This window comes from Cytobacillus firmus, assembly GCF_023715565.1.
GTDB lineage: Bacteria > Bacillota > Bacilli > Bacillales > Cytobacillaceae > Cytobacillus > Cytobacillus firmus_C.
Genome location: NZ_JAMBOJ010000007.1, coordinates 35,813 through 58,937 on the forward strand (window position 1 = coordinate 35,813; position 23,125 = coordinate 58,937).

The window sequence follows — 23,125 nt, forward strand, 5'->3', positions numbered from 1 at the left end:
GCTTTGGAAGGGTTCCCTATTTGATATTTAATAAGCATGAAAGGATTAGTCTGCAATGATAATTGCTTCGAGTTCAGGCTCTTTGGCAACGAAACCTACTGCCAGCAAAGTGTATGCCTGGTCTGTTTTAAATTGCATTCGGGGGAAGGACAGCACCGCATTTTGAGTTCCGGCAATCCTGGCTTCTAAGTCAACAGTCATTGGGGTTAAAGCGATGTACTTGCTTGCCTGGCTGAATGCGATATTTGGGAAAACCACATCCCGGTTTTTTACGGCAATATCAACTGCTGGTGAATCGTGTGACAGGTGGACAAATCTGACTTTGGTTTCCCCAGGAGACACTTCAGGATGATCTTCTAATAGGGCAAGCTTAAAGTTTGCTTCAATCCCCACAGCTGCAATTGTATACACCTTACCTGCTTCAGTAATGAATGGTCTGCTTACAAGTGCGGAGACCATGCCGGCCGGATAAATGTCTATCTGATGAGATCCGGCAGGAAGTGTTGCATAACTGCTTACACCTTTATATGAGAAGTCCTTTAAAATTCTCGTGCCGTTTATATAGATATCAATTGGACCAGCATCAGGGGAACCATGGAAAATCCTTACTCTTGCCTGGTGTCCCTGTTGGGTATCCGCAAAAGGCGCCGTGTTATTTGTACGCATTAATTGACAAGCCTGATTTAGGCAATGCAGATGTTTATGATAATAAGCAATATGCTGTGCAGCATCAATGTATTTAAAGTACTGAGCCAGACGATCATATTTTGCCGCTCTTTGTAAATACCACTGCTGATTTCTCTCAGTAGGCATAATTCCCCCTCCTAAAATCTGCTTTAATACCATATGCTTCTCCACGGCTGAATGCCACCTGAGGAATATAAAGGGCTTTACTTCTGGTGCAATATTCCATATAATATAAACAAATAAACGAAAGCGGGTGATGTGCTATGAGAAGAGAACTTTATGCCAATACGTTCAGTGTAAATAATTCAGGCACAGCCCTAATGGAATTCGTTTAATCGAGCGGACCAGATTGTTTTTTTCTGCTTATTGAACTTTGCATGATCAAACCATGGGCTGATTGCCTATGGTTTTTTGTATGTAAAAATATTCGGTAAGCATGGAGGAACAAGCATTGACAATTAATAGACTTGGATTCGATCACTTTTTTAAAGAAGCTTTTTCAGCGTATGACGAAAAAGAATATCAAATGGGCCGGGTGGCTTTAGAGCATAAAAGAATGTATCGTATTTGGACAGATAAGGGTGAAATGCTCTGTGAAGTATCAGGGAAATTTTCTTTTGATGCATCATCAAGGGAGGATTTTCCTGCCGTAGGTGACTGGGTTGTCATCAAGGAAAGAGCGGATGAAAAACGGGGAACTATTCATGCTGTCCTTCCCCGAAAAAGCAAGTTTTCAAGGAAGGCAGCAGGGGTGAATACGGAAGAACAAATTGTAGCTGCTAATGTAGACACCATATTTCTGGTTAATTCACTTAATGAGGATCTAAACTTAAGAAGATTGGAACGTTATTTGCTTTTAACATGGGAAAGCGGAGCAGCTCCTGTGATTGTTCTTACCAAGGCTGACCTTTGTGAGAATCCGGAGAAAAAGCTTGCTGAGGTGGAGACCGTTGCCATGGGTGTTCCTGTTATCTCTATCAGCGTGATGGAAGAGAAGGGAATTGAACTGCTTAAGCCGTTTTTGGAGCCTGGAGAAACAATCGCATTGTTCGGCTCTTCAGGTGTTGGAAAGTCCACACTTACCAATTATCTTCTTGGCGCGGACAAACAAAGGGTCCAGGAGATTAGAAGTGATGACAAAGGTAAGCATACAACTACTCACAGGGAACTCATCCTTCTTCCTGATGGTGCTATCCTGATTGATAATCCAGGAATGAGAGAGCTTCAGCTGTGGGAAAGCGAAAGTGGACTTTCAGAGAGCTTCACAGACATTGAGCAAGCAGCTCACGATTGCAGATTCAGGGATTGTACACATGATAACGAGCCTGGATGTGCTGTACTCAGGCTAATAGAAGAAGGAAGCATATCAGCGGCACGTCTTAACAGCTATAAAAAGCTTCTCAAAGAACTCGCCTATTTGGATAGAAAGCAGAATAAACGGGCACAAGCAGAAGAACGTAAACGCTGGAAAAAACTAAGTGCCGGAGCAAAGAATAAAAGAATCTAAGTATTCAGAAACCTCTTCTGCGAAGAGGTTTCTTTTGCATATATTCATTCTTTTCATTAATCTTATGTATATAGCTTTAAATCATCTTTTTAAGGGGAAAAGTAAAAGATAGAAAAGTGCCGGAAAGAGGTGGAGCAGAGTGACAGAAAAACAATACGAAAAGGCAACCTTTGCAGGAGGCTGCTTCTGGTGCATGGTAAAGCCTTTCGATGAACAGCCTGGAATTAAAGAAGTAGTGTCCGGATATACCGGAGGTCATGTGAAAAATCCGACATACCAGCAAGTCTGTTCGGAAACAACTGGCCATTACGAAGCGGTTCAAATCACATATGATCCTGAGGTCTTCCCATATGAAACGCTGCTTGAATTATATTGGCAGCAGATTGACCCAACAGATGAAGGCGGGCAGTTCTACGATCGCGGGCAATCCTATCAGACTGCGATTTTCTATCACAATGAAAAACAAAAGCAATCTGCAGAACAATCAAAACAAAAGCTTGAAGAAACCGGTCCATTTAGAAAACCGATTGTTACAAAGATTTTGCCTGCTTCCGACTTTTATCCCGCAGAAGATTATCATCAGCATTATTACAAAAAGAACCCGGAAAGATACGATGCCTATCAGACCGGCTCTGGAAGAAAGGCATTTATAAACAACCACTGGGGTGAAAAATAATGGCAAAAAACAGGGAAGAATTAAAGCAGAAACTCGATCCCATGCAATATGAAGTAACTCAGAATAATGGCACAGAGCCGCCGTTCCGGAACGAATATTGGAATGAATTTAAAGATGGAATTTATGTCGATATCGTATCCGGCAAGGCTCTCTTCAGCTCAAAAGATAAATATGATGCAGGGTGCGGCTGGCCCAGCTTCACTAAGCCCATAGAGGATCAGGAAATTGAGGAAAAAGAAGACCGCACCCACTTTATGGTCAGAACGGAAGTGAGAAGTAAAACAGCTGATTCCCATCTTGGCCATGTTTTTGATGATGGGCCGGGACCTGCTGGGCTCCGTTATTGCATTAATTCTGCTGCACTCAAGTTTATTCCTAAGGAAAAACTGGAGGAAGAAGGCTATGGTGAATATCTGAAATTATTTAATAACGAAAATTAAGAAATGGATGGTGTTTTTATGTTCAAGAAATTATTTGGTAAAAAGGAAACGGTCAAAGCAATTGAGATTAAGGCTGCTTTGACAGGTACGGCAGTTAATTTAGAAGAGGTACCTGATCCAGTATTTGCAGAAAGAATGATGGGGGACGGAATTGCAATTGAGCCTTCGGAAGGGGTGGTTGTTTCCCCGGTAAATGGTGAAGTAGTTCAAGTGTTCCCTACCAAGCATGCTATTGGCATTCGTGCTGAGAATGGTGCCGAGATTTTGATCCATATTGGCCTTGAAACGGTCTCCATGAAAGGGGAAGGATTCGAGACACATATTTCTGAGGGTTCAAAGGTCAGTGAAGGTGATAAGCTTGTCACATTTGATTTAGAGCTGGTTAAAGAAAAAGCAAAGAGCACAATAACACCTATGATAATTACTAATGGCGACCAGGTCGCTTCTCTTGAGAAAAATGCAGCAGGAGCTGTTACTAGAGGCACTTCAACAGTACTGACAGTTACTGCGAAATAATGAGAAAAAGCCGCTGATATTATTCGCGGCTTTTTTCGAGCTGTTTTTATCATTCTTCTTCTGTTTTTATTCTTCACTGTTCTGCCCTGGTGAGGATGGAGGATATTTGAATAACGGCATCATCTGAACTGTTATTCACTGATTTTTCATTTGTCACAATAAATTTCACTAAATGCTGACGGTCTTCGAGACCGCTGACAATATATTGATATCTTCCTTTAGTCAGCGGCCACCAGGCAGATAAGGATGTAATATAGACATCATCAATGAAAACATTCATCTTCCCGCCTTTTTCGCTGCGAATCATATCGACCCCAAGGAAAGTGCCGCTAAACTGATATTCAAGACTGTCACCCGCCTTGCGGCTCTCCCAAATGCCGTTTTTGTGAATAAATGAGCCAGATATATCTGTAACATGAGGGATGGCTGCTATTTCTATGTCCGCATTTTCATGAATGGGAGCAGAAAGCTCAGCAATTTCTGCCTGACTGCTGGCTAACTCTCTTATTTTCTTTATTAAGGTATCTGCATAGATTTTATATCCGTGATCATTTGGATGGACCAAATCTTTTGTCAGTTCCTCTGCTGGTAATCCGGATAGTTCAAAAGGGTTTCTCATATCCACGTTTTTAGCGCCATAATGGTTAGAAATAAAAGAAATCGCCTGAACAAACTCTTCGTTATCCAGCGGATTTTCTGTAATGGTTATGATCTCTGTGTCAGGGTATAGCTGTTTTGTTTTCCGGATAAGCCCTTCGTAGAAATAAGAAAATTGCTTTTCATCCATATATTTGCGGTCATTCTCCCCAAATACGATAAAAGTTAAATCGATTTTCCCTAAATGCTCGGATTTCTGAAGTTTATATAAACCTTCAAAGGCAGTGGCCCCACTTTGGACGATGGAATGCCTTTTGGCTTTACTCCCAAATTCACTATGCAGTTGCTTCTCAAGCCTTGTAAACCATGCTGATGATTTGGATGTTGCACCTGACCCCCTGCCAATGCTGTCCCCGATAATCAGGTAATTGATATTCTCTTTTGACGACAGTTTTTGATACACGTTTGTTGGATTTGCCCCTTCAACTTTAGAAAGGCTATCAAATAAATGATACAAACCATATATAAAAGTGATGATAATAAAATATATGCCAATCTTCCTTCTCTTCATTGGTTTGAATCCCTCGCTTCTTTTCTCTTACGTTTATCGTACCCCATTAATGACAAAGGGGGAAGGTTTTAAAATGGAGTTAGAGAGTTTTTTGAAAAAAATAGGCATATGCACATGCGGGTCAAGTTCACCGTACATACATTAATATTGAAAATGCCCAAGAAATCTTGTTGAGGAGTGATTAATGATGTATAAAGGTGCAGTTGCCGGTGCTGGCTACGACCAATGTTATCCAGGATATGGCTATCCTGTTGCTGGTGCTCATTATGGAGGAGGATATGGCGGTTTTGCATTGATCGTCGTATTGTTCATTCTATTGATTATTATCGGAGCATGCTGCTGCGGAAATTGGTAATATAATTGGATCTTGTGAAGGCTGCTCGTAATGAGCAGCCTTTTATTTATTGGGCAGGGTGTTATTAACGGAATTTTACATGAATTTTATAAAAACCGAACATTTTTTGATATAACTAAATAATAGTTCGTAAAAATATTGACCGCATCCTCTGAATTTGATATAGTTACCTATGGTTAGTGATATTAACGAATAATGCGTCTGGGGGAATAGGGCGATGAATGCGAATTATGATGTGATTGTGGTCGGTGCTGGACCGGCTGGAATATTTACTTGTTATGAATTAACATTGAAAATGCCTGGAGCAAAAATTTTATTAATTGATAAAGGGCACGATATTTATAAAAGAAATTGTCCGATTTTACAGAAAAAGATTTCGAAATGCCCGCCGGCAGCAGGAAGAAAAGAATTTGCTGGCTGCCTGCCGGCTTGCTCTATCACGAATGGATTTGGCGGAGCAGGGGCTTATTCAGATGGAAAATTCAATATAACTAGTGAGTTTGGCGGCTGGATGACCGATTATCTTCCTGACTCCCAGGTTGTTGATTTGATAAAATATGTAGACGAAATCAATTTGAAGCATGGCGCGACTGAAAGCATTACAGACCCAATGACAGATGAAGTGAGGGATATCGAGCGCCGCGGGTATGCAGCAGGACTTAAACTGCTTCGTGCGCAAGTCAGACATTTGGGCACCGAGCAGAATCTTGAAATCCTAAAGAGCATTTATGAATATCTGCGTAAAAAAATTGATATGTCCTATAAGACAGAGGTTGAAGATCTTATAACAGAAAGAACCCCTGATGGCCATCGGATTATGGGAGTCAAGCTTAAGTCCGGAAATGAAGTACATGCGGAGAAGGTAGTTGTGGCTCCAGGGAGAGATGGATCAGTCTGGTTGGCAAACCTCCTCAAGTCTCGCCGCCTGAAAATGATCAATAACCAGGTCGATATTGGAGTGCGGGTTGAAACTTCGGATATTGTTATGGAAGAGATTAATAAACATCTTTACGAAGGAAAGTTCACATTTAATACCTCTGTCGGTACAAGAGTTCGGACATTCTGCAGCAATCCTTCCGGGCATGTTGTAGTGGAAAACCACTCAGGAATCATGCTTGCAAATGGCCATGCTTACAAAGACCCTAAGCTGGGAAGCACTAATACCAACTTTGCTCTGCTTGTATCCCATACATTTTCAGAACCGTTTGATAAGCCGAATGAATATGCTCATGAGATTTCCAGGCTTGCCAACAGCCTATCAAACGGCGGAATCATTGTTCAAAAGTATGGAGATATATTAAAAGGCAGAAGATCTACCGAAAAGAGGATTAAGGAAGGGTTCCTTGAGCCAACTTTAAAGGAAGCGGTGCCTGGCGATCTGGGCCTTGTCCTTCCATATAATACAATGAAAAGCCTGATTGAAATGACAGAGGCTTTAAATCATGTATCTCCTGGTCTTGCATCAGAACACACTTTATTCTATGGTGTGGAGGCAAAATTCTACTCTGCACGTCCGAAATTGAATGACCGTTTCGAAACGGAAATCAGCGGGCTTTATGTTGGCGGGGATGGAGCAGGAATTACGAGGGGACTTGCACAAGCAGGTGCCTGCGGTGTTTGGATTGCAAGGGATATTATCAAAAAGACAAGTCATGCACCAGAAAGAGAACCTGCATTGGTATAAAAGTACAAAGGTTTGGAAGTATAATATGGATTGAACAGAATGAGGAAAATGATTCTTGGGCAGCCGCTATCCAGCGGCTGTTTTTTTTTCGGCAAAAATAGATCACTCTGCAAAATTCTTTTATGAAAGATTTCTTAAGTGACTTCATACAATTTACTATATTGCCATTTGGTAGAGAATATCTGCCTTGTAGAATTGAAGATTTGCTGTGAAAGGTCATGAGCCATCGGCGGATAATGATTAGCCGCAGGCAAATTTCGCAATTATAGTTGGAGGGAGTACGCTGATGAACCAATCGAGTTTAATTAAGCCGATGCTTGATGCACAGTACCCCATCATAGATTATGGAAGGGGAGTTTATCTATATGATACGGACGGAAAGAAATACCTGGATGCATCATCCGGTGCGATAACAGCTAATATTGGCCATGGTGTGGCGGAAATCATTGAGGCAATGCATGAACAGGCTAAGAAAGTCTCTTTTGTGTATCGATCGCAATTTACGAGCGGGGCAGCTGAAAAGCTTGCCCATAAAATAGCGGAGGCTGCGATTGGTGATTTGAATTGGAGCTTTTTTGTGAACAGCGGGTCTGAGGCAACTGAAACAGCTATGAAAATAGCGATTCAGTACTGGCAGGAAAAAGGTATTATGACAAAAACAAAGGTGCTCTCAAGATGGATGAGCTATCATGGCATAACCCTGGGAGCTTTATCAATGTCAGGACATACGGGCAGAAGGGCTCGCTTCATACCGCTGCTTGAGGATTTTCCAGTCGTTCATCCGCCCTATTGCTATAGGTGCCCATACAGTCTTGAAGCGCCTGAATGCGGTTATTTGTGTGCCCATGAACTTGAAACTGTCATTAAACGAATAGGGTCAGAGAATATTGCTGCATTTATCGCAGAACCAGTCATTGGCGCTGCAGGCGGTGCTATTACCCCTCCAAAGGATTACTACCGGATAATCAAAGAAATTTGTGACCGGTATGACATTTTATTTATTGCTGATGAGGTTATGACTGGGTTTGGCAGAACGGGGACAATGCTTGCCTGCGAGCAATGGAATGTAAAGCCTGATATTGTGGCCCTTGGAAAAGGAATGGGAGCCGGGTATGCACCGATAGCGGCTGCCCTTGTAAGCGATGAGGTTATGAAACCTATATTGGCAGGGTCAAAGAGCATAATGAGTGGTCATACCTTGAGTGCTAATCCGCAGTCATGTGCAGTTTCGCTGGCAGTGCTTGAATACATCGAGAAAAATAACATCATTCCTGAAGTGGAGAGCAAAGGTGTGTATTTGAGTAATAAATTGACTAAGCTGCAATCCAAATTTTCCTTTATTGGTGATGTAAGGGGAAAAGGGCTGATGGTCGGACTTGAATTTGTAAAGGACCCTCTGACAAAAGAGCCGTATACAAAAAGCTTCGGTTTGACCCAGAGACTAATACAGGAAGCACAGGACCAAGGTCTGCTTATTTATCCAGCTGGTGCGGGCACAAATGGTACTGACGGGGATGCCGTATTGATTGCACCGCCGCTGACTATTACCAAAAGGGAAATCGATGATCTGGTAAAAAGGTTTGAAAAGACTTTGCAGGTTTTCTTAGAAAATCATTTGATCCCTGTTGAGGGAGAGGATGAATAACAATGGAGAACACATTTAATAAGATTATTGAACTTGATGTTGCAATGAAGCATTTTCGGGACGGCATGATCATTATGTTTGGCGGCTTCGGCGGAATTGGCACTCCTCCGACCCTTATTGACGGCATATTGGATAATGGATACAAAGATTTAACACTTATTGGAAATGATGCAGGCTTTCCCCATATTGGGATCGGGAAGGTGGTAAGCCAAGGAAGGGCAAAGAAAATGATTGCTTCTCATATTGGATCAAATCCCGTTGCCGGCCAACTAATGACAGATGGGAGGATGGAAGTGGAATTTTCACCCCAGGGGATATTGGCAGAAAGAATACGCGCTGGAGGAGTCGGAATACCTGCCATCCTTTCAGACATTGGACTTGATAACGACATAGTGACCGGCAATAAGCAAACATGCATTATGGGCGGAAAAAAGTATCTTGTCGAGACGGCACTGACTGCAAATATATCGATTGTTTTTGCTAAAAAAGCTGATCCTTACGGGAACTTAGTTTTTGACAAAAGTGCCAGAAACACAAACCCGCTTGTCGCCATGGCTGGTGATATGACAATTGCGGAAGTGGAGGAGATTGTCCCGCTTGGCAGCCTGGATCCGGATGAAATTATCACACCGGGCGTTTTCGTTAATTATATCGTTCCATCCAAAGGGGTGAATTGGAAATGGGCATGGGAGTAGAGATTAGAAATCGTATTGCCAAACGTGCTGCGGAGGAAATAAAGAATGGGATGATTGTAAATCTCGGTATTGGAATCCCATCGCTTGTCCCCAATCATTTGCCTGCCGGGACAAATGTAATGTTTCATGCGGAAAATGGCATTACAGGTATGGGGCCAAGTCCGGAGAAAGGGAAGGAAGATGAGAATCTCTGCAATGCAGGAGGTTTCCCGGTCTCAATTGTAAAAGGTGCTTCATATTGCGACAGCACCATTGCATTCGGGATGATACGCAGAGGTCGGGTTGATATGACAATTCTTGGCTCCCTGGAGGTAAGCGGAAAAGGAGATTTGGCCAATTGGATTGTGCCGGGAAAAAAAGTTCCCGGCATGGGCGGTGCAATGGAGCTTGCCCAAAAAGCCAAAAAAGTTATTGTCCTAATGAACCAGACAGACAAGTACGGGAACCCCAAAATTGTTGACGAGTGCACCCTTCCTCTTACATCAGCACGCTGTGTAAACATGATTATTACAGAGATGGCTGTCTTTCAAATATCATCTCATGGACTCACACTGACTGACTTGTTTACACCGTACTCTATAAATGAAGTTAGGGCAAAGACTGGCTGCAGTTTTACAATTGCTGAGAATGTGAGAGTGATTAATTGATAGATTTATTTCCCTTGGTCTATAAAAAGGAGTGAGAATATGAATGCTCATGCAAAGATAAAACAATGGTTGGAAGAAAATAAGCAAAGAGGAACAAGGCTTCTCCAGCAACTGGTCCAGGAAGGCAGCATCCGCGGAAATGAAAGCAGTGCACAGGCCATCATCATAGAAAAATGCCGCAAACTTGGACTAACCCTTGATATTTGGGAAATCGGCAAGGAACAATTGATAATGCATCCTGCCTTTTGTTCAGATCGAAAGGATTTTTCCGGAAACCCCAATGTGGTGGCTGTTTTGAAAGGAACAGGCGGAGGAAGGTCCATCATCCTCAATGGCCATATTGATGTCGTTCCGGAAGGAGACCGAAATGATTGGGAACATGATCCATTTAGCGGCAGGGTTGAAGATGGAAAGCTATTTGGCAGGGGTTCAACCGATATGAAAGGCGGCACCGTTTCGCTCCTGCTTGCCATGGAAGCCATTATTGAGCTTGGAATCAAGCTTAAAGGCGATGTGATTTTTCAAAGTGTCATAGAAGAAGAAAGCGGCGGGGCTGGAACATTGGCAGCAGTCCTCAGGGGATATTCTGCCGATGGGGCAATCATTCCTGAACCGACTAATATGAAACTGTTCCCAAAACAGCAGGGCTCAATGTGGTTTCGGATATCAGTCAAAGGACGTTCAGCACACGGAGGAACCAGATATGAGGGCATCAATGCCATTGAAAAAGCCATTTATGTGATAACAAAGCTTCAGGAGCTTGAGAAGGTAAGGAACCTTAAAATTGAAGACCCGCTTTATTCAAATATCCCGATTCCGATTCCTATTAATATAGGAAAAATATACAGCGGAGAATGGCCATCTTCCGTGCCGGATATAGCTGTCATAGAGGGAAGGATGGGGGTAGCCCCGGATGAAGAGATGAAATCTGCCGAAAAAGAGCTGGAGGATTGCCTGAAGGAAGCGGTCCAACATGATGAATGGCTTAAAAGGAATCCTCCTCAAGTTGAATGGTTTGGCGGACGTTGGCTGCCTGGTGATCTGGAGCAGGATCATCTTTTAATGGCTGTATTATCTGAATCCTTTGAAACAGTAAAAGGAAAACAGCCGGCAGTTGAAGCATCACCTTGGGGAACGGATGGAGGCATATTATCCAAAGTAGGAAATACACCTGTTGTTGTCTTTGGGCCAGGTGTAACGGAAGCCGCCCATGATGTAAACGAATTTATTTTTTTAGGGGAAGTTTTTGATGCGGCTGAAATTATTGCTCTGGCCATACTGGAATGGTGCGGTATTAATCAGGGAGAGGGGAAATAAAAATGGGATCAATTAATATAAGAACAGAGCTGCCGGGACCAAAAGGGAAGGAATTATTGGCTAAAAAGGAGAAGAATGTTCCAAAGGGGCCATTTAACACGATGCAGACATTTGCTGTTAAAGGGGTTGGAGCACTTCTGACAGATATAGATGGAAATACGTTTCTTGATTTTGCGGGGGCCATTGGTACACTGAATGTTGGACATTGTCCGCCAAGGGTTATTGAAGCGCTGCATGCCCAAATTGACCAATATCTTCACCCGTGCTTCCATGTCATGATGTATGAGCCTTATATCAAGCTGGCAGAGAAACTAAACAGTATTACACCAGGCAATCACAGCAAAAAAACCTTCTTTTTAAGCACCGGAGCAGAGGCAGTTGAAAATGCGGTTAAAATAGCAAGGAAATTTACAGGCAGAAAAGGAATTATATCATTTGAAAGGGGCTTTCATGGCCGTACCTATATGTCCATGAGTTTAACGAGTAAAGTAAAACCGTATAAATATGAATTCGGGCCATTTGCACCGGAAACGTATAAATGGCCTTATCCTTATTATTATCGCAGCGAGGGGCTGAAGGATAAAGCCCATGATAATGTCCTGCTTAAAAAATTCGAAACGTTTTTTCTGAGCGAGGTGCCGCCTGAAGAAATAGCTGCTATCATTATGGAACCTGTTCAGGGTGAAGGCGGTTTTGTCATGCCGTCGTCCCATTTTGTAAAAGGTGTTAAAGAGCTTTGTGAAAAACATGGAATCCTATTTATCGCTGATGAGGTGCAGACAGGATTTGGCAGGACAGGCAAAATGTTTGCCATGGAGCATTATGATGTTGTGCCGGATCTTATGACCATGTCTAAATCAATCGGTGCAGGATTGCCGATCAGTGCTGTAACTGGAAGGGCAGATATAATGGATTCACCGAATATCGGTGAAATCGGCGGAACTTACGGAGGCAGTCCGCTAGGGTGTGCAGCTGCCTTAGAAGTGATTCGGACAATTGAGGAAGAAGGATTATTAGAAAGAGCAAATGAAATCGGAAGCCTTTTCACTGAAAAATTTTCCGGTTTTCCTTTAAAATATAAGCAAGTGGGTGAAGTACGTTCTTTAGGAGCAATGTGTGCCATTGAATTTGTTAAAGATCAGGAAACAAAGGAACCAAATAAAGAAATCGTTCAGGAAATCCTGTCGAAGGCACACAAGCGCGGCCTCATCGTAATGAGCGCCGGCTTATATGGCAATATTATTCGTTTGCTCAGTCCGCTTGTTACAACCAATGAACAGCTCAATGAAGGATTTTCCGTATTGGAAGAAGTAATAGGTGAATGCTGCACATAAGGAGGAATTCCATTGAAACAACATTTATGGATTAGCGGAAAGTTCAGGGAAACAGAGAATTACAAAGCATTAAAGAGCCCTTATAGCGGGGAGGTTATTGCAGAAGTTGCCATGGCAGCTCCTTCCGATGTGGAGTCAGCGATTGATGCGGCAGAACAATGCAGAAAAATAATGGCTGATATGCCTGCCCATAAACGGGCGGAAATACTGGAAAATGTGGTCGCCATCATGAAGGAGGAAAAAGAGGAGTGCGCAAAGATTATTGCACACGAAGCTTCAAAGCCGATAAAGGCTGCCAGAGGAGAAGTTGACCGCACCATCATGACATACACCTTCGCTGCCCAGGAAGCGCGCAGACTTTATGGAGAAACAATTCCAATGGATGCGGCTCCGGGAGGCGAAGGCCGGGTATCCTATACAGTACGAGAGCCTCTGGGGATTATTGGAGCTATCACGCCATTCAACTTTCCTATGAACCTGGTTGCGCATAAAGTGGGACCGGCTATTGCTTCCGGCAATACTGTTGTTTTAAAGCCTGCATCTCAAACGCCAATGTCGGCATACAAAGTTGCTGATATTTTTCACAGAGCAGGACTTCCTGCAGGAGCCCTGAATGTGGTAACCGGAAGTGGCGGAACCGTTGGAGATGTACTTGTTGCCGATGGACGCATATCGATGATTACTTTTACAGGCAGCCCGGCAGTAGGCAAGCAAATCCGCGAACATGCAGGACTGAAGAGAGTAACGCTTGAATTAGGGTCCAATTCGGCAGTTGTTGTGGATGAAAATGCAGAAGTGGAGAAAATTGTCCCGCGTATTGCAGCCGGGGCCTTTGCCTTCCAGGGTCAGGTATGTATTTCCGTGCAGCGCATCTATGTCCATGAATCTCTGTACCAGACATTTGCCGAGCGTTTTGTTGAGGAAACCAAAAAGCTGAAAATCGGCGATCCGCTTAATGAGGATACAGATATTTCAGCGATGATTTCCAGGAGTGACACAGAACGCGCAGAGACCTGGATTAAGAGTGCCGTAGAAAACGGAGCGGAGCTTGCTCTTGGCGGGAATGCTACAGATAATACGTTGTATCCGACAGTCCTGCTGAATGTTGACAAATCTGAAAAAATTTCATGTGAAGAAGCATTTGCACCAGTAGTTCATATTAATTCATTCACCAGCTTTGAAGAGGCACTGGCACTTGTGAATGATTCGGATTTTGGACTTCAGGCCGGTGTATTCACCAAGGATGTGAACAAAGCCTTCAAAGCAGCAAAAGAGCTTCATGTCGGCGGGGTTATGGTGAACGATTTCCCGACCTTCCGTGTAGACCACATGCCATATGGCGGTGTGAAAATGAGCGGTATGGGACGTGAAGGAATCAAATATGCTGTTGAAGAAATGACAGAGATGAAGCTGATCAGCTTTAAAATTGACTAAGATAAAAAGGAAGAATAATGCCTGGCCCTTTGGCCGGGCAAATTTATTAATAGAAGGGGGTCTTAGCAATGAATAATACTGCTTCAGTAAAAACACTAAAAAAAGAACACTTTACGGCCCAATTCTACCTGGACCCATTCAATAAACGATTAAGGGTCGACAATTATGCAGGTGAATTGGCAGGTGCGGTCCATGAAGCAGAGAAAACAGCAAAAGAACACAAATGTGATAAATTAATCTTCAGGGGAAGAGCTGAAAATTATTTAGATCTTCTTTCATTGGGATTTCAGTGCGAGGCAGTTATTGACAGGTATTTCCACGGATCTGATCAATACTTTTTCTGCAAGTATTTTTCAGATGAAAGAAGAACTAATGGGCACTGGATCTCTGAAGACAGCATCGTTAAAAATGTAACTGCCCTTGAAAGATACCCGGATGTCATAATGCCTCCTCCTGAATATCAGCTTATAAAAATAACAGAGCAGGATGCTGAAAAAATGGCTGAATTATACCGTGAAGTTTTTAAAATTTATCCGACACCTCTCCATGATCCCACATATATTAAAAAGACAATCCAGGAGGGCACAATTTATTACGCTTTTCAGTATGAAGATGACCTTGTCAGTGCAGCTTCAGCGGAAATCAATCTTTTTTATAAAAACGCAGAACTGACAGATTGTGCGACACTCCCATCCCACCGTAAACATGGTTTAATGAAAATACTCCTCGAAAAATTGGAAAAAGATCTAAAATCGCAGGGCGTATTCTGTGCCTACTCAATCGCCAGAGCGCAGTCATTCGGTATGAATGCCGTTTTGCATCAGCTTGGCTATTCCTATCGGGGCCGTCTTCTTAACAACTGCTATATTTTCGATAAACTTGAAAATATGAATGTCTGGGTAAGGGATTTAGCCAATTCTGATTAACGGACCCTCAAAAAGAAGTGCTGAATTTTCGGCATAGTACTGACAGGTTTTCGGCACCCTGTCATATACATAAGCAGGGGGGATTTAATGATTGAAACTCAAAGTATTTCTAAAGAAGTTCTGACCGCCATATTAAAAGGCATTGATGAAGGGATTCATGTAGTGGACTTGAATGGAATGACCATTTTTTATAATGAAATAGCTGCTAAACACGATGGTCTTGAAGTTTCCGAGGTAATCGGAAAACCTGTTCTGAAAGTCTTTCCTTCATTAAATAAAGAGACAAGCACTTTATTAAAAGTTATGAAAACAGAAACACCGATATATAATCAGACCCAGTCCTACGTAAACCTCTATGGTGCACAAATAGAAACCATCAACACCACTCTTCCTATAACTGTAAATGGGAAGGTAGCGGGAGCTGTCGAGATTGCAAAGGACTATTCCAGATTGAAGCTTCTTTCTGAAAGCCTTCTTGATTTGCGCAAAAAAATAAAACAGCCAGTCAAAAAAACGGCGGCTGTCAATAATGTACAGTATACACTTGATAGCCTTCTCACAATGAATAAAGAAATGAAAAAAATTAAAAGTGAAGCAGCAAAACTGGCAAAATCCGATTCTTCCATTCTGGTGTTTGGGGAAAGCGGGTGCGGAAAGGAGCTCTTTGTTCAGGGGCTTCATCATGCTTCATCAAGAACTGAGGGCCCATTTATTGCCCAGAACTGTGCGGCGATTCCGGAGTCCTTGCTTGAAAGTATTCTTTTTGGGACTGCTAAAGGAAGCTATACAGGAGCGGTAGACCGGCCGGGGCTATTTGAATTAGCCGATGGCGGGACACTCTTTCTTGATGAAATACATGCCATGCCGATTGAGCTGCAGGCTAAATTGCTTAGAGTGCTTGAGGATGGCGTCGTCCGAAGAGTAGGAAGTCCGAAGAGCTCGCTGGTCAATGTACGGGTGATTGCTGCCATGAATATCCATCCAGTGGAAGCACTTGAGAAGAACCAAATGAGAAAGGACCTATTTTACCGCTTAAACGTTCTCACTTTTGGTCTCCTTCCTCTTAGGGAGAGAAAGGAAGATATTGAATTTCTTGCAAATCATTTTATTAAGCGATTTAATCTCGTGTTAAAAAAAGGAGTTTCAGGAATTGGGGATGATGTGCTGGCTTTTTTCAAACAATACACATGGCCCGGAAACGTCAGGGAATTAAAGCATACAATCGAGTACATGATGAATGTCTGTGAAGGAGATTTTCTTAGAGCAGAGGATTTGCCCGTTATAATGAAACAGCAGCTTCGAAAGAATAAACAGGATTTTTCAGTAAAAGTCCAGCCATTACGGGTGAGTATGGAAAGGCAGGAAAAATCGTTAATTGAAAAAGCTCTTCAAGAAACAAACGGGAATATAAAAAAAGCCGCAAAGCTATTGGAGTTGCCCCGTCAGACACTGCAATATAAACTGGCCAAGTATAATATTGAAATGAATAACAGAGTTGTGAAAAAAAGTGCCGAATAATCGGCACTTTTTTGTTTAACGGAAATAAAAGTATCCCTTAAGCTGCAAATAATCGCCAATACGGTTGGGATTTCATATGATAGTACGGAATATTCTAAATTGGCACAAAACTTGCAATGTGTATTATATAGAAATTCATATAGGGGGAATAGATATGAAGAACTTTTTATATAAACCGGATCGGCATTGGAAAGATATTGAGCTATGGAAGGACGTCACAGAAGAACAATGGAATGATTGGCTCTGGCAGCTGACGAATACTATTCGGACTGTTGATGATTTGAAAAAGGTGATTAATCTTACACCTGAAGAAGAGGAAGGAGTCAGGATTTCTGCAAAGACCATACCATTAAATATTACACCTTATTATGCTTCATTAATGAATCCAGATGATCCCCGGTGTCCAGTGAGGATGCAATCCGTCCCTATTTCAAATGAAATCTATAAAACTAAATATGATCTTGAAGATCCGCTGCATGAGGATGAAGACTCCCCAGTTCCGGGATTAACACATCGCTACCCTGACCGTGTCTTATTTTTGGTAACAAATCAATGTTCCATGTATTGCCGTTATTGTACAAGAAGAAGATTTTCCGGACAAATCGGCATGGGTGTACCGAAAAAACAGCTGGATGCTGCGATCAGCTATATTAGGAATGCTCCTCAGGTTCGAGATGTTCTCATTTCCGGAGGAGACGGACTTTTGATCAATGACAATATTCTCGAATATATCCTGAAAAATTTGCGTGAAATCGACCATGTGGAAATCATCAGAATCGGCACGAGAGCTCCAGTTGTATTTCCTCAGCGGATCACCGAGAATTTATGCAATATCCTGAAAAAGTATCATCCTGTGTGGCTAAATACACATTTTAATACTTCCATTGAAATTACCGAGGATTCTAAGAGAGCATGTGAGATGCTGGCAAATGCCGGTGTGCCGGTGGGGAATCAATCCGTTATTTTGGCAGGCATAAACGACAGCGTTCCAATAATGAAAAGACTAATGCATGATCTTGTTAAAATCCGGGTACGCCCTTATTACATTTACCAATGTGATCTTTCTGAAGGCATTGGCCATTTCCGCGCTCCGGTTTCGAAAGGGCTTGAAATTATTGAAGGATTAAGGGGACATACATCGGGCTATGCTGTTCCGACATTTGTGGTCGATGCGCCTGGCGGAGGCGGAAAGATTTCACTGCAACCGAATTATTTGATCTCACAAAGTGCAGACAAAGTGGTCCTCCGCAATTTCGAAGGTGTAATCACCACGTATCCTGAACCTGAAAACTATGTTCCAGGCCGTGCAGAAGGCTACTTTAAAGAAATCTATCCTGACATGGATGAGAAAAAATCAAATGTGGGCATTGCTGCGCTAATGAATGATCAGCAGTTCAACCTGGTGCCTGAAGGCTTGGCAAGGCTAGATCGCCGCGAAAAATATGACAGCGATCCAGAGCACATTTCGTTGAAAGATAAGCGGGGCAAAAGGGATGAATTAAAGGAAAAGAAATTCAAGGCCCAGCAGACAAAGCAGAACCCTGCAGCAGAGGCGGGTTCAGAAGCTGCAGCTGCCAAGGAATAGGAGGACAGGAATGGGAAATAAATGTGCCTGGTGTGACAGCCAAAATATTAGTGAAAGCAGTGAAACGGTTTATTGGGAGCTCCCTGATGGAACAAGAGCCATCCAAATAAATGAGACACCCTCCATTACCTGCAGCGATTGTGATATGGTTTACCAGTCAGATGAGCTTGTTAAGTCGATTGAGGACCAGTTATTTTTAATTGATGTAAAGAAGATCGGAAAAGAAATAAATTACGAAAAATTGATGGAGCAGCCAAGGTTGCTGAAGCGAAATTATTTTGATTTCTCTTCCTATGATAAGTGAGCAAAGGGACAGCCCGCAGATTGCGGGCTGTTTTTGATATGTATAAGTAGACGAGCTTGGCACAATTCGATTATAGTAGAAAATAAATTATTGAACGACAGAATAAAAAGGAAGGCGTTAATATGTCAAAAACTTTCTATCACTTTTTAATAAAATACAGACATCCTGCACCAAAAGATAACATCAGCCGTTTTGCCAATGACGCATATGAAGACCACAGCTTTCCAAAAACCGCCTATGATTATGATGAGGTCAGCTCTTATCTTGAACTGAACGGAAGCTATCTGGAGACCATGTCTATATTCGATGAAGCCTGGCAGCTGTATGTACTATCCGAAAGCTGAATGAACACATTGAAACACTCCGGCACAGGAGTGTTTTTTATTTTGAGATGGCTGTTTGTGATGAACGTACGGACGATTTTCATAAAAAGTGCATATACTATTGTATTCACTACTCACGACTCAGTCATTGAGAGGATGGAGGAAATGAGCAAAAAGAAAAAACCCAAGTACAAAATCGGTGATACAGTCGTGATCACTATTTATGGTACAGTCGGAAAAGTAACAGATGTAAAATGGCTAGATGATATGTATGTCTATGAAGTCAATAAAAGTGAAGGTCTATATATGGAATCCAGCCTTCAAATGCTGTCTGAATATGAAGGTGAGATTATGGAAAAGGAGCATATTGACATCGAATATAAATACTTTTTTGGGGACCTTGTCCATGTTAAGGGGTATGGTTCGGATCTTTTCAAAATCGTAGGCTTCAGGACGGAAATTTGGAGATACAAAGAAGATGCATGGGAAGATGTTATTTATGAGCTTTCAAGGATTAATGACGGGGAATGGCTGGAAGCAGGGGAAGAAGAGCTGACACTCGTTGCTGATGCTGAAAGTGCTGATGCATTTATTCAAAAGCTGGGGCTCCTCTATATGATCAATAAAAAAGAAAAGCTTCCTGAATTAAGGGAAACGGCACATTCATTCCGCAAGGCAGAAAAGGAATTGCTTGATGGGATAAAAGAAAGAAAAGTTCTGATTGATGGCTTGCTTGATATATACAATGATTATCGTATTCTTTATGAAATGTTTCACGATGATGAGTATAAGCATATCATGCGGGTTATACTCAGAAAGCTGAAGCATATTGCCAACAATGATGATAAGAGCACTGTCTAAAAAGAAGTTACTGAAGTCCCAGCGGTTTTTAGAGCCAGGTGACCAGGAGATACAGTAAAAATGGGATGCCAAACCATATGACAAGCTTGAACCAGGCATTTAATAGATTGCTATAAAGATTTATTATGGAGCTTTCTTCAAGATTGACATCTTCTTTAATTAGTAGGGCTAGTCTGGATATGCTGGACATGTCGCTGCCTCCTCAATTTCTATAATATGGATTGTTGTATATCCTATATGTATGTCCTGACTGAAGAAAAATGCATTGAAAATAAAATAAAGAATATGGCTTGTTCTGCATGAATCCAGGGAGTACTTCATACATTCTGTACAAAGGGGGCGTTGCTGTGAAGGAAATAGAAGTCGTAATAGATACAGAAGAAATTGCTGAGTTTTTCTTTCATGAGCTTGCAAAAAGGGGATATGTGCCTACTGAAGGAGAATTGGATGAACTTGCAGATATCACGTTTGAGTACCTGCTGCAAAAGTGCATCATTGATGAGGAAGTTGAAGATGACTGATATAGAAAAATGGCGAGGAAAGGTGCTCGTCATTTTTTTGCGGAGCAGCAGGAACTTCTTACACATACATATTTCAAAACACCCATTTTACGCAGGGGACGCAGCATTTCCGAAAAAAACCTGTGCTGCCACCACAAAAAGTGAAACTTTGTTGTTAATAAGCAAGTATATCTAAGTGAATAAGTGCTTTGTATTTATATATGGCAGTCAAATTAAAAAAGGAAACAGGGAGAGAGGCATATGTCATTTTTCAATAAGGTTTTGGCAAGTGTGGGAATTGGATCAGCAAAAGTGGATACGAAACTTGAAAAGGATTCAGCGGTTCCGGGAGAAGCTCTCAGAGGCGTGGTTGAGATTACAGGGGGCAGCACCGAACAGAAAATTAATGATATATACCTTTCATTGAATACTGCTTATATTAAAGAATCAGATGATAAAAAATATACAGTCTCCGGTCTGATTGACCGTTTTAGGCTTGCTCATTCTTTTACCCTGGCAGCCAATGAACGAAAGGAAATTCCTTTTACCTTTAACCTTCCAGCTGACACACCTTTGTCTTTTGGCAAAACGAAAATATGGATGACGACAGGACTGGATATAAAAAACGCGGTGGATCCTGCAGATAAGGATTATATTCGTGTTGCTGCTACTCCGCTGATGGATTCTGTATTGAACGCTGTTTCAAGTATGGGATTCCGTTTGAGGGAAGCAGAGTGTGAACAGGCTCCGCGCCGACTTCGCAGAAGACTTCCGTTTATCCAGGAGTTTGAATTTGTTCCAGTCACCGGCCCTTTCAGAGGAAAACTTGATGAACTGGAAGTGGTCTTTTTTCCACTTTCAAACGGAGAGACCGAGGTTATGATGCAAGTAGACCGTAAAGCGAGAGGGATTGGCGGATTCCTGGCAGAAGCATTAGAAATGGATGAAACATTTGTCCGTTTCACTGTTACAAATGCAGATATACCTTATATGCAGCAAAAGCTTCAGTCTGTCATTGCAAAATATGATTAATTCATTAAGAAAACGATGGGTGATGCCCATCGTTTTTTTTATTTGGCTGCAGCAGTGGAATGCTTTGGCTGTTATGCCAGAAGTGTTCTAATTAAATCCTGTCCCTTTAAAAAGGGGGTAATGAGCACGTACATGATTGAATCCGGGATTCTCTTCTCATCATCGGAAATTATGCCATGAACACCAAGCCGCTGCATGTCTGCAAATTGGTATTGTTTGCTGATTGTCCACGAATAGATCTCATAACCGAATAGTTCAGCTTGATTAATGAAGGACTTGGAAAGGAGGAGATGGTGAACAGATAGAAAAGAGGCAAAATCGCGGTAGGATGCCAAATGAAACAAGTCCAGGTGTTTGCTCAGCAGCAGGCCTGCAGGAATCTGGGGAGCCAACTTGTGAAATTTTTTCATTTCATTAATATGGAAAGATTGGACTTTTATCTGGCTTTCGGATTTGTAAGAGTTTAATAAGTCTGCGAGAATCTCTGTCATGCCAGGCTGATTTTCAGGGGATTTCATCTCAATTATCATTCCTATTTTTCCACTGGCCTGTTTTAAAACTTCAGTCAATAAAGGGATTTTTTCACCGGCATACGCGGGAGAAAACCATGAGCCTGCATCCAGTTTTTTTAAGTCTTTAACCGTTAATTCCTCAATTAGCCCCTCACCGTCGGTAGTTCGCAAAACATTCGCGTCATGAATAACAACCAGCTGTTTATCCTTGCTCAGCCTTACATCTAACTCGATATAGTCAAAGCCCATTTCTATAGCTTTTTCAAACGATGCAAGTGTATTCTCGGGTGCAAGTGCCGATGCGCCTCTGTGTGCGATGGACTTAAACGGCATGAGAGGCTGAAAAAAATAAGATATAGTCATTAATATCATTCCAATCACGACTGAAAGCAAGACAGGCTTTTTCGATACCAGCAATTTCATCACCTCCAGATAAGATTTTTATACATAATATGCAGAATAAATATTTTTGAAAGCGTTTACTTGGAGAAAAAAACAGTTAATCGACAAAAATAGAATTTTTTTGATGAAGGAAACGACAACAAAAATGGCTAATTAAACAGTAATAAAAATTGTTCACGGAAATTTAGGCATTTGGCAGGAAAACGTCATAAAAATGCTTTTGAGGACCTTAATCGATACTTGATGGGTCACTTGGTGTATTAAAACAGCGAAAAATAGCGGATGCTGGAATAAGAGGGGGATGCCATATGCTGAAGGAATTAACAAGAATCAGAAGAAGAGAATATGATGTTACCATCTTTCAAACACCTGAATTCAGAGGCAAAAAAGGCTTTCAGCAAGTATATCGTCTAAATGTCGAAGCTTTGACTCATGATGAATGCCTTGAATCAGTTTTTAGCAAGTTTAATGTGCATGACCGGATTCCCGGAGATTTTGATGGCCGGTTTATTTCCACAGGAGATATACTCTATATTGATGAAGGCAGAAGAGGGCAATTTTATTATCAGCTGAAGCCGGGCGGCTGGGAAGAAGTAAACCGGATACATATTAGATAAATAAAGAAACAGGAGGGCATAATAGCTCTCCTGTTTTCTTATTTATTAAATAGTTTATTCTGTTATGTTAGATCCCGGACTGTTTTTGCGTTTGTTGGCTGTGAATTCCTTGCCATGTGCTTCCTGCTCTGCAACAATGGCTTCAGCAGGAATATGATTATTTTTCTTGGGTGAATTTATACGGTTGCGGTGCTTTTTACCCATATTAAGTCCCTCCGGTTATCGATTGCTTTTTGTTTTGACTGTTTTTGACGTATTAGGCTCAGTATTAGCCCTCGAAGATGGATTTGTCTCAATGGCATGCTGGACTGCCTGTCTGAGTTTTTTGCTCATTCCTTTTTGCGGCATGATTACAACCTCCTTTGGAAAAGCTAAAATTAGCTTTCCCGCACAGGCAAAAAACATCCCTGTCTTATTTGTTTCTAACTGGTGTCACATAT

The 23,125-nt window shown here is 41.9% G+C and carries 27 protein-coding genes; 21 read left to right on the plus strand and 6 right to left on the minus strand.

All coding sequences use genetic code 11. The annotated features are described in order from the left end of the window. Positions 1–45: 45 nt before the first annotated feature. A complete protein-coding gene (locus tag M3205_RS04060; protein ID WP_251168765.1) occupies positions 46–813 on the minus strand; it encodes a DUF4397 domain-containing protein in 768 nt (255 codons plus the stop codon). A 325-nt stretch (positions 814–1,138) separates the two neighbouring features. Here M3205_RS04060 and rsgA point away from each other — a divergent pair, with 325 nt between their 5' ends. The 4 genes from rsgA (at position 1,139) to M3205_RS04080 (ending at position 3,826) form a co-directional block, all read left to right on the plus strand. Continuing rightward, positions 1,139–2,194, plus strand: a complete 1,056-nt coding sequence (gene rsgA, locus M3205_RS04065) for a ribosome small subunit-dependent GTPase A (RefSeq protein ID WP_251168766.1) — start codon at positions 1,139–1,141, stop codon at positions 2,192–2,194. 193 nt (positions 2,195–2,387) lie between these two features. Next, the gene (gene msrA / locus M3205_RS04070; protein ID WP_285886081.1) at positions 2,388–2,870 is read left to right on the plus strand and encodes a peptide-methionine (S)-S-oxide reductase MsrA; all 483 of its coding nucleotides are present in this window, start codon (positions 2,388–2,390) and stop codon (positions 2,868–2,870) included. Beyond that, the gene (msrB, locus tag M3205_RS04075; protein ID WP_251168768.1) at positions 2,870–3,310 is read left to right on the plus strand and encodes a peptide-methionine (R)-S-oxide reductase MsrB; all 441 of its coding nucleotides are present in this window, start codon (positions 2,870–2,872) and stop codon (positions 3,308–3,310) included. Before msrA ends, msrB begins: the two co-directional genes overlap by 1 nt. 18 nt (positions 3,311–3,328) lie before the next feature. Further along, a complete protein-coding gene (locus M3205_RS04080) occupies positions 3,329–3,826 on the plus strand; it encodes a PTS sugar transporter subunit IIA (protein ID WP_251168769.1) in 498 nt (165 codons plus the stop codon). Between the two features lie 73 nt (positions 3,827–3,899). On the opposite strand, the gene M3205_RS04085 is transcribed toward M3205_RS04080, so the two are convergent. Continuing rightward, on the minus strand, positions 3,900–4,994 hold the full coding sequence (locus M3205_RS04085; protein ID WP_251168770.1) for an SGNH/GDSL hydrolase family protein: 1,095 nt from the start codon (positions 4,992–4,994) through the stop codon (positions 3,900–3,902). Between the two features lie 187 nt (positions 4,995–5,181). Between M3205_RS04085 and M3205_RS04090 the strand changes: the two genes are divergently transcribed. From M3205_RS04090 to M3205_RS04155, 14 genes are all read left to right on the plus strand, one after another. Beyond that, on the plus strand, positions 5,182–5,349 hold the full coding sequence (locus M3205_RS04090; protein ID WP_095244565.1) for a YjcZ family sporulation protein: 168 nt from the start codon (positions 5,182–5,184) through the stop codon (positions 5,347–5,349). Between the two features lie 217 nt (positions 5,350–5,566). Then, entirely contained in the window at positions 5,567–7,033 is a 1,467-nt protein-coding gene (locus M3205_RS04095; protein WP_251168771.1) for an NAD(P)/FAD-dependent oxidoreductase, read from the plus strand. Positions 7,034–7,319: 286 nt separating this feature from the next. After that, on the plus strand, positions 7,320–8,678 hold the full coding sequence (locus M3205_RS04100) for an aspartate aminotransferase family protein (protein WP_251168772.1): 1,359 nt from the start codon (positions 7,320–7,322) through the stop codon (positions 8,676–8,678). Between the two features lie 2 nt (positions 8,679–8,680). Then, a complete protein-coding gene (locus M3205_RS04105; protein ID WP_251168773.1) occupies positions 8,681–9,373 on the plus strand; it encodes a CoA transferase subunit A in 693 nt (230 codons plus the stop codon). Then, positions 9,358–10,020 carry a 3-oxoacid CoA-transferase subunit B gene (locus M3205_RS04110; protein ID WP_251168774.1) on the plus strand — a complete coding sequence of 221 codons (663 nt, stop codon included), beginning with the start codon at positions 9,358–9,360 and terminating at the stop codon, positions 10,018–10,020. The genes M3205_RS04105 and M3205_RS04110 overlap by 16 nt, the downstream gene beginning before the upstream one ends. Before the next feature lie 39 nt (positions 10,021–10,059). Continuing rightward, positions 10,060–11,337, plus strand: a complete 1,278-nt coding sequence (locus M3205_RS04115; RefSeq protein WP_251168775.1) for a peptidase — start codon at positions 10,060–10,062, stop codon at positions 11,335–11,337. A 2-nt stretch (positions 11,338–11,339) separates the two neighbouring features. Then, positions 11,340–12,671 carry a 4-aminobutyrate--2-oxoglutarate transaminase gene (gene gabT / locus M3205_RS04120; protein ID WP_251168776.1) on the plus strand — a complete coding sequence of 444 codons (1,332 nt, stop codon included), beginning with the start codon at positions 11,340–11,342 and terminating at the stop codon, positions 12,669–12,671. 12 nt (positions 12,672–12,683) lie between these two features. Next, positions 12,684–14,105 (plus strand): aldehyde dehydrogenase family protein, encoded by a 1,422-nt coding sequence (locus tag M3205_RS04125; protein ID WP_251168777.1) that lies wholly within the window; start codon positions 12,684–12,686, stop codon positions 14,103–14,105. Between the two features lie 68 nt (positions 14,106–14,173). Next, the gene (gene ablB, locus M3205_RS04130; RefSeq protein WP_251168778.1) at positions 14,174–15,031 is read left to right on the plus strand and encodes a putative beta-lysine N-acetyltransferase; all 858 of its coding nucleotides are present in this window, start codon (positions 14,174–14,176) and stop codon (positions 15,029–15,031) included. 87 nt (positions 15,032–15,118) lie between these two features. Next, a complete protein-coding gene (locus M3205_RS04135; RefSeq protein ID WP_251168779.1) occupies positions 15,119–16,549 on the plus strand; it encodes a sigma-54 interaction domain-containing protein in 1,431 nt (476 codons plus the stop codon). A gap of 154 nt (positions 16,550–16,703) precedes the next feature. Next, positions 16,704–18,134: a lysine 2,3-aminomutase gene (gene kamA / locus M3205_RS04140; RefSeq protein WP_251168780.1), complete on the plus strand. Its 1,431-nt coding sequence runs from the start codon at positions 16,704–16,706 to the stop codon at positions 18,132–18,134. Positions 18,135–18,144: 10 nt separating this feature from the next. Continuing rightward, positions 18,145–18,438, plus strand: coding sequence for a YokU family protein (locus M3205_RS04145; RefSeq protein WP_251168781.1), 294 nt, complete (start codon positions 18,145–18,147; stop codon positions 18,436–18,438). Positions 18,439–18,560: 122 nt separating this feature from the next. Then, entirely contained in the window at positions 18,561–18,782 is a 222-nt protein-coding gene (locus M3205_RS04150; protein ID WP_251168782.1) for a YozE family protein, read from the plus strand. 144 nt (positions 18,783–18,926) lie between these two features. Continuing rightward, positions 18,927–19,622, plus strand: a complete 696-nt coding sequence (locus M3205_RS04155; RefSeq protein WP_251168830.1) for a hypothetical protein — start codon at positions 18,927–18,929, stop codon at positions 19,620–19,622. Positions 19,623–19,650: 28 nt separating this feature from the next. On the opposite strand, the gene M3205_RS04160 is transcribed toward M3205_RS04155, so the two are convergent. Then, a complete protein-coding gene (locus M3205_RS04160) occupies positions 19,651–19,812 on the minus strand; it encodes a hypothetical protein (protein ID WP_179289022.1) in 162 nt (53 codons plus the stop codon). 157 nt (positions 19,813–19,969) lie between these two features. On the opposite strand from M3205_RS04160, the gene M3205_RS04165 reads away from it, so the two are divergent. Together M3205_RS04165 and M3205_RS04170 are read left to right on the plus strand one after the other, a co-directional pair. After that, entirely contained in the window at positions 19,970–20,143 is a 174-nt protein-coding gene (locus tag M3205_RS04165; protein WP_095244549.1) for a YozD family protein, read from the plus strand. A 240-nt stretch (positions 20,144–20,383) separates the two neighbouring features. Beyond that, positions 20,384–21,154 carry a sporulation protein gene (locus M3205_RS04170; RefSeq protein ID WP_251168783.1) on the plus strand — a complete coding sequence of 257 codons (771 nt, stop codon included), beginning with the start codon at positions 20,384–20,386 and terminating at the stop codon, positions 21,152–21,154. Positions 21,155–21,225: 71 nt separating this feature from the next. Here M3205_RS04170 and M3205_RS04175 read toward each other — a convergent pair whose 3' ends face one another. Continuing rightward, on the minus strand, positions 21,226–22,083 hold the full coding sequence (locus M3205_RS04175; RefSeq protein ID WP_251168784.1) for a glycerophosphodiester phosphodiesterase: 858 nt from the start codon (positions 22,081–22,083) through the stop codon (positions 21,226–21,228). Between the two features lie 293 nt (positions 22,084–22,376). On the opposite strand from M3205_RS04175, the gene M3205_RS04180 reads away from it, so the two are divergent. Beyond that, entirely contained in the window at positions 22,377–22,685 is a 309-nt protein-coding gene (locus M3205_RS04180) for a YodL domain-containing protein (RefSeq protein WP_095244547.1), read from the plus strand. A gap of 54 nt (positions 22,686–22,739) precedes the next feature. Here the strand turns inward: M3205_RS04180 and M3205_RS04185 are convergent, their stop codons facing one another. Beyond that, positions 22,740–22,889, minus strand: coding sequence for a hypothetical protein (locus M3205_RS04185; protein ID WP_169799738.1), 150 nt, complete (start codon positions 22,887–22,889; stop codon positions 22,740–22,742). 15 nt (positions 22,890–22,904) lie between these two features. Continuing rightward, entirely contained in the window at positions 22,905–23,033 is a 129-nt protein-coding gene (locus M3205_RS25540; RefSeq protein WP_285886078.1) for a hypothetical protein, read from the minus strand. Between the last annotated feature and the right edge of the window lie 92 nt (positions 23,034–23,125).

Bases quoted from the DNA above. Each gene is read 5' to 3' on its own strand.
- gabT (WP_251168776.1), top strand. From the start codon at position 11,340: ATGGGATCAATTAATATAAGAACAGAGCTGCCGGGACCAAAAGGGAAG.
- M3205_RS04145 (WP_251168781.1), top strand. From the start codon at position 18,145: ATGGGAAATAAATGTGCCTGGTGTGACAGCCAAAATATTAGTGAAAGC.
- M3205_RS25540 (WP_285886078.1), bottom strand. From the start codon at position 23,033: ATGCCGCAAAAAGGAATGAGCAAAAAACTCAGACAGGCAGTCCAGCAT.
- M3205_RS04090 (WP_095244565.1), top strand. From the start codon at position 5,182: ATGTATAAAGGTGCAGTTGCCGGTGCTGGCTACGACCAATGTTATCCA.
- M3205_RS04155 (WP_251168830.1), top strand. From the start codon at position 18,927: ATGAGCAAAAAGAAAAAACCCAAGTACAAAATCGGTGATACAGTCGTG.
- M3205_RS04105 (WP_251168773.1), top strand. From the start codon at position 8,681: ATGGAGAACACATTTAATAAGATTATTGAACTTGATGTTGCAATGAAG.
- M3205_RS04170 (WP_251168783.1), top strand. From the start codon at position 20,384: ATGTCATTTTTCAATAAGGTTTTGGCAAGTGTGGGAATTGGATCAGCA.
- M3205_RS04180 (WP_095244547.1), top strand. From the start codon at position 22,377: ATGCTGAAGGAATTAACAAGAATCAGAAGAAGAGAATATGATGTTACC.
- M3205_RS04115 (WP_251168775.1), top strand. From the start codon at position 10,060: ATGAATGCTCATGCAAAGATAAAACAATGGTTGGAAGAAAATAAGCAA.
- M3205_RS04095 (WP_251168771.1), top strand. From the start codon at position 5,567: ATGAATGCGAATTATGATGTGATTGTGGTCGGTGCTGGACCGGCTGGA.
- M3205_RS04100 (WP_251168772.1), top strand. From the start codon at position 7,320: ATGAACCAATCGAGTTTAATTAAGCCGATGCTTGATGCACAGTACCCC.
- ablB (WP_251168778.1), top strand. From the start codon at position 14,174: ATGAATAATACTGCTTCAGTAAAAACACTAAAAAAAGAACACTTTACG.
- msrA (WP_285886081.1), top strand. From the start codon at position 2,388: ATGGTAAAGCCTTTCGATGAACAGCCTGGAATTAAAGAAGTAGTGTCC.
- M3205_RS04135 (WP_251168779.1), top strand. From the start codon at position 15,119: ATGATTGAAACTCAAAGTATTTCTAAAGAAGTTCTGACCGCCATATTA.
- M3205_RS04185 (WP_169799738.1), bottom strand. From the start codon at position 22,889: ATGGGTAAAAAGCACCGCAACCGTATAAATTCACCCAAGAAAAATAAT.
- M3205_RS04080 (WP_251168769.1), top strand. From the start codon at position 3,329: ATGTTCAAGAAATTATTTGGTAAAAAGGAAACGGTCAAAGCAATTGAG.
- M3205_RS04110 (WP_251168774.1), top strand. From the start codon at position 9,358: ATGGGCATGGGAGTAGAGATTAGAAATCGTATTGCCAAACGTGCTGCG.
- M3205_RS04060 (WP_251168765.1), bottom strand. From the start codon at position 813: ATGCCTACTGAGAGAAATCAGCAGTGGTATTTACAAAGAGCGGCAAAA.
- M3205_RS04085 (WP_251168770.1), bottom strand. From the start codon at position 4,994: ATGAAGAGAAGGAAGATTGGCATATATTTTATTATCATCACTTTTATA.
- kamA (WP_251168780.1), top strand. From the start codon at position 16,704: ATGAAGAACTTTTTATATAAACCGGATCGGCATTGGAAAGATATTGAG.
- msrB (WP_251168768.1), top strand. From the start codon at position 2,870: ATGGCAAAAAACAGGGAAGAATTAAAGCAGAAACTCGATCCCATGCAA.
- M3205_RS04160 (WP_179289022.1), bottom strand. From the start codon at position 19,812: ATGTCCAGCATATCCAGACTAGCCCTACTAATTAAAGAAGATGTCAAT.
- M3205_RS04150 (WP_251168782.1), top strand. From the start codon at position 18,561: ATGTCAAAAACTTTCTATCACTTTTTAATAAAATACAGACATCCTGCA.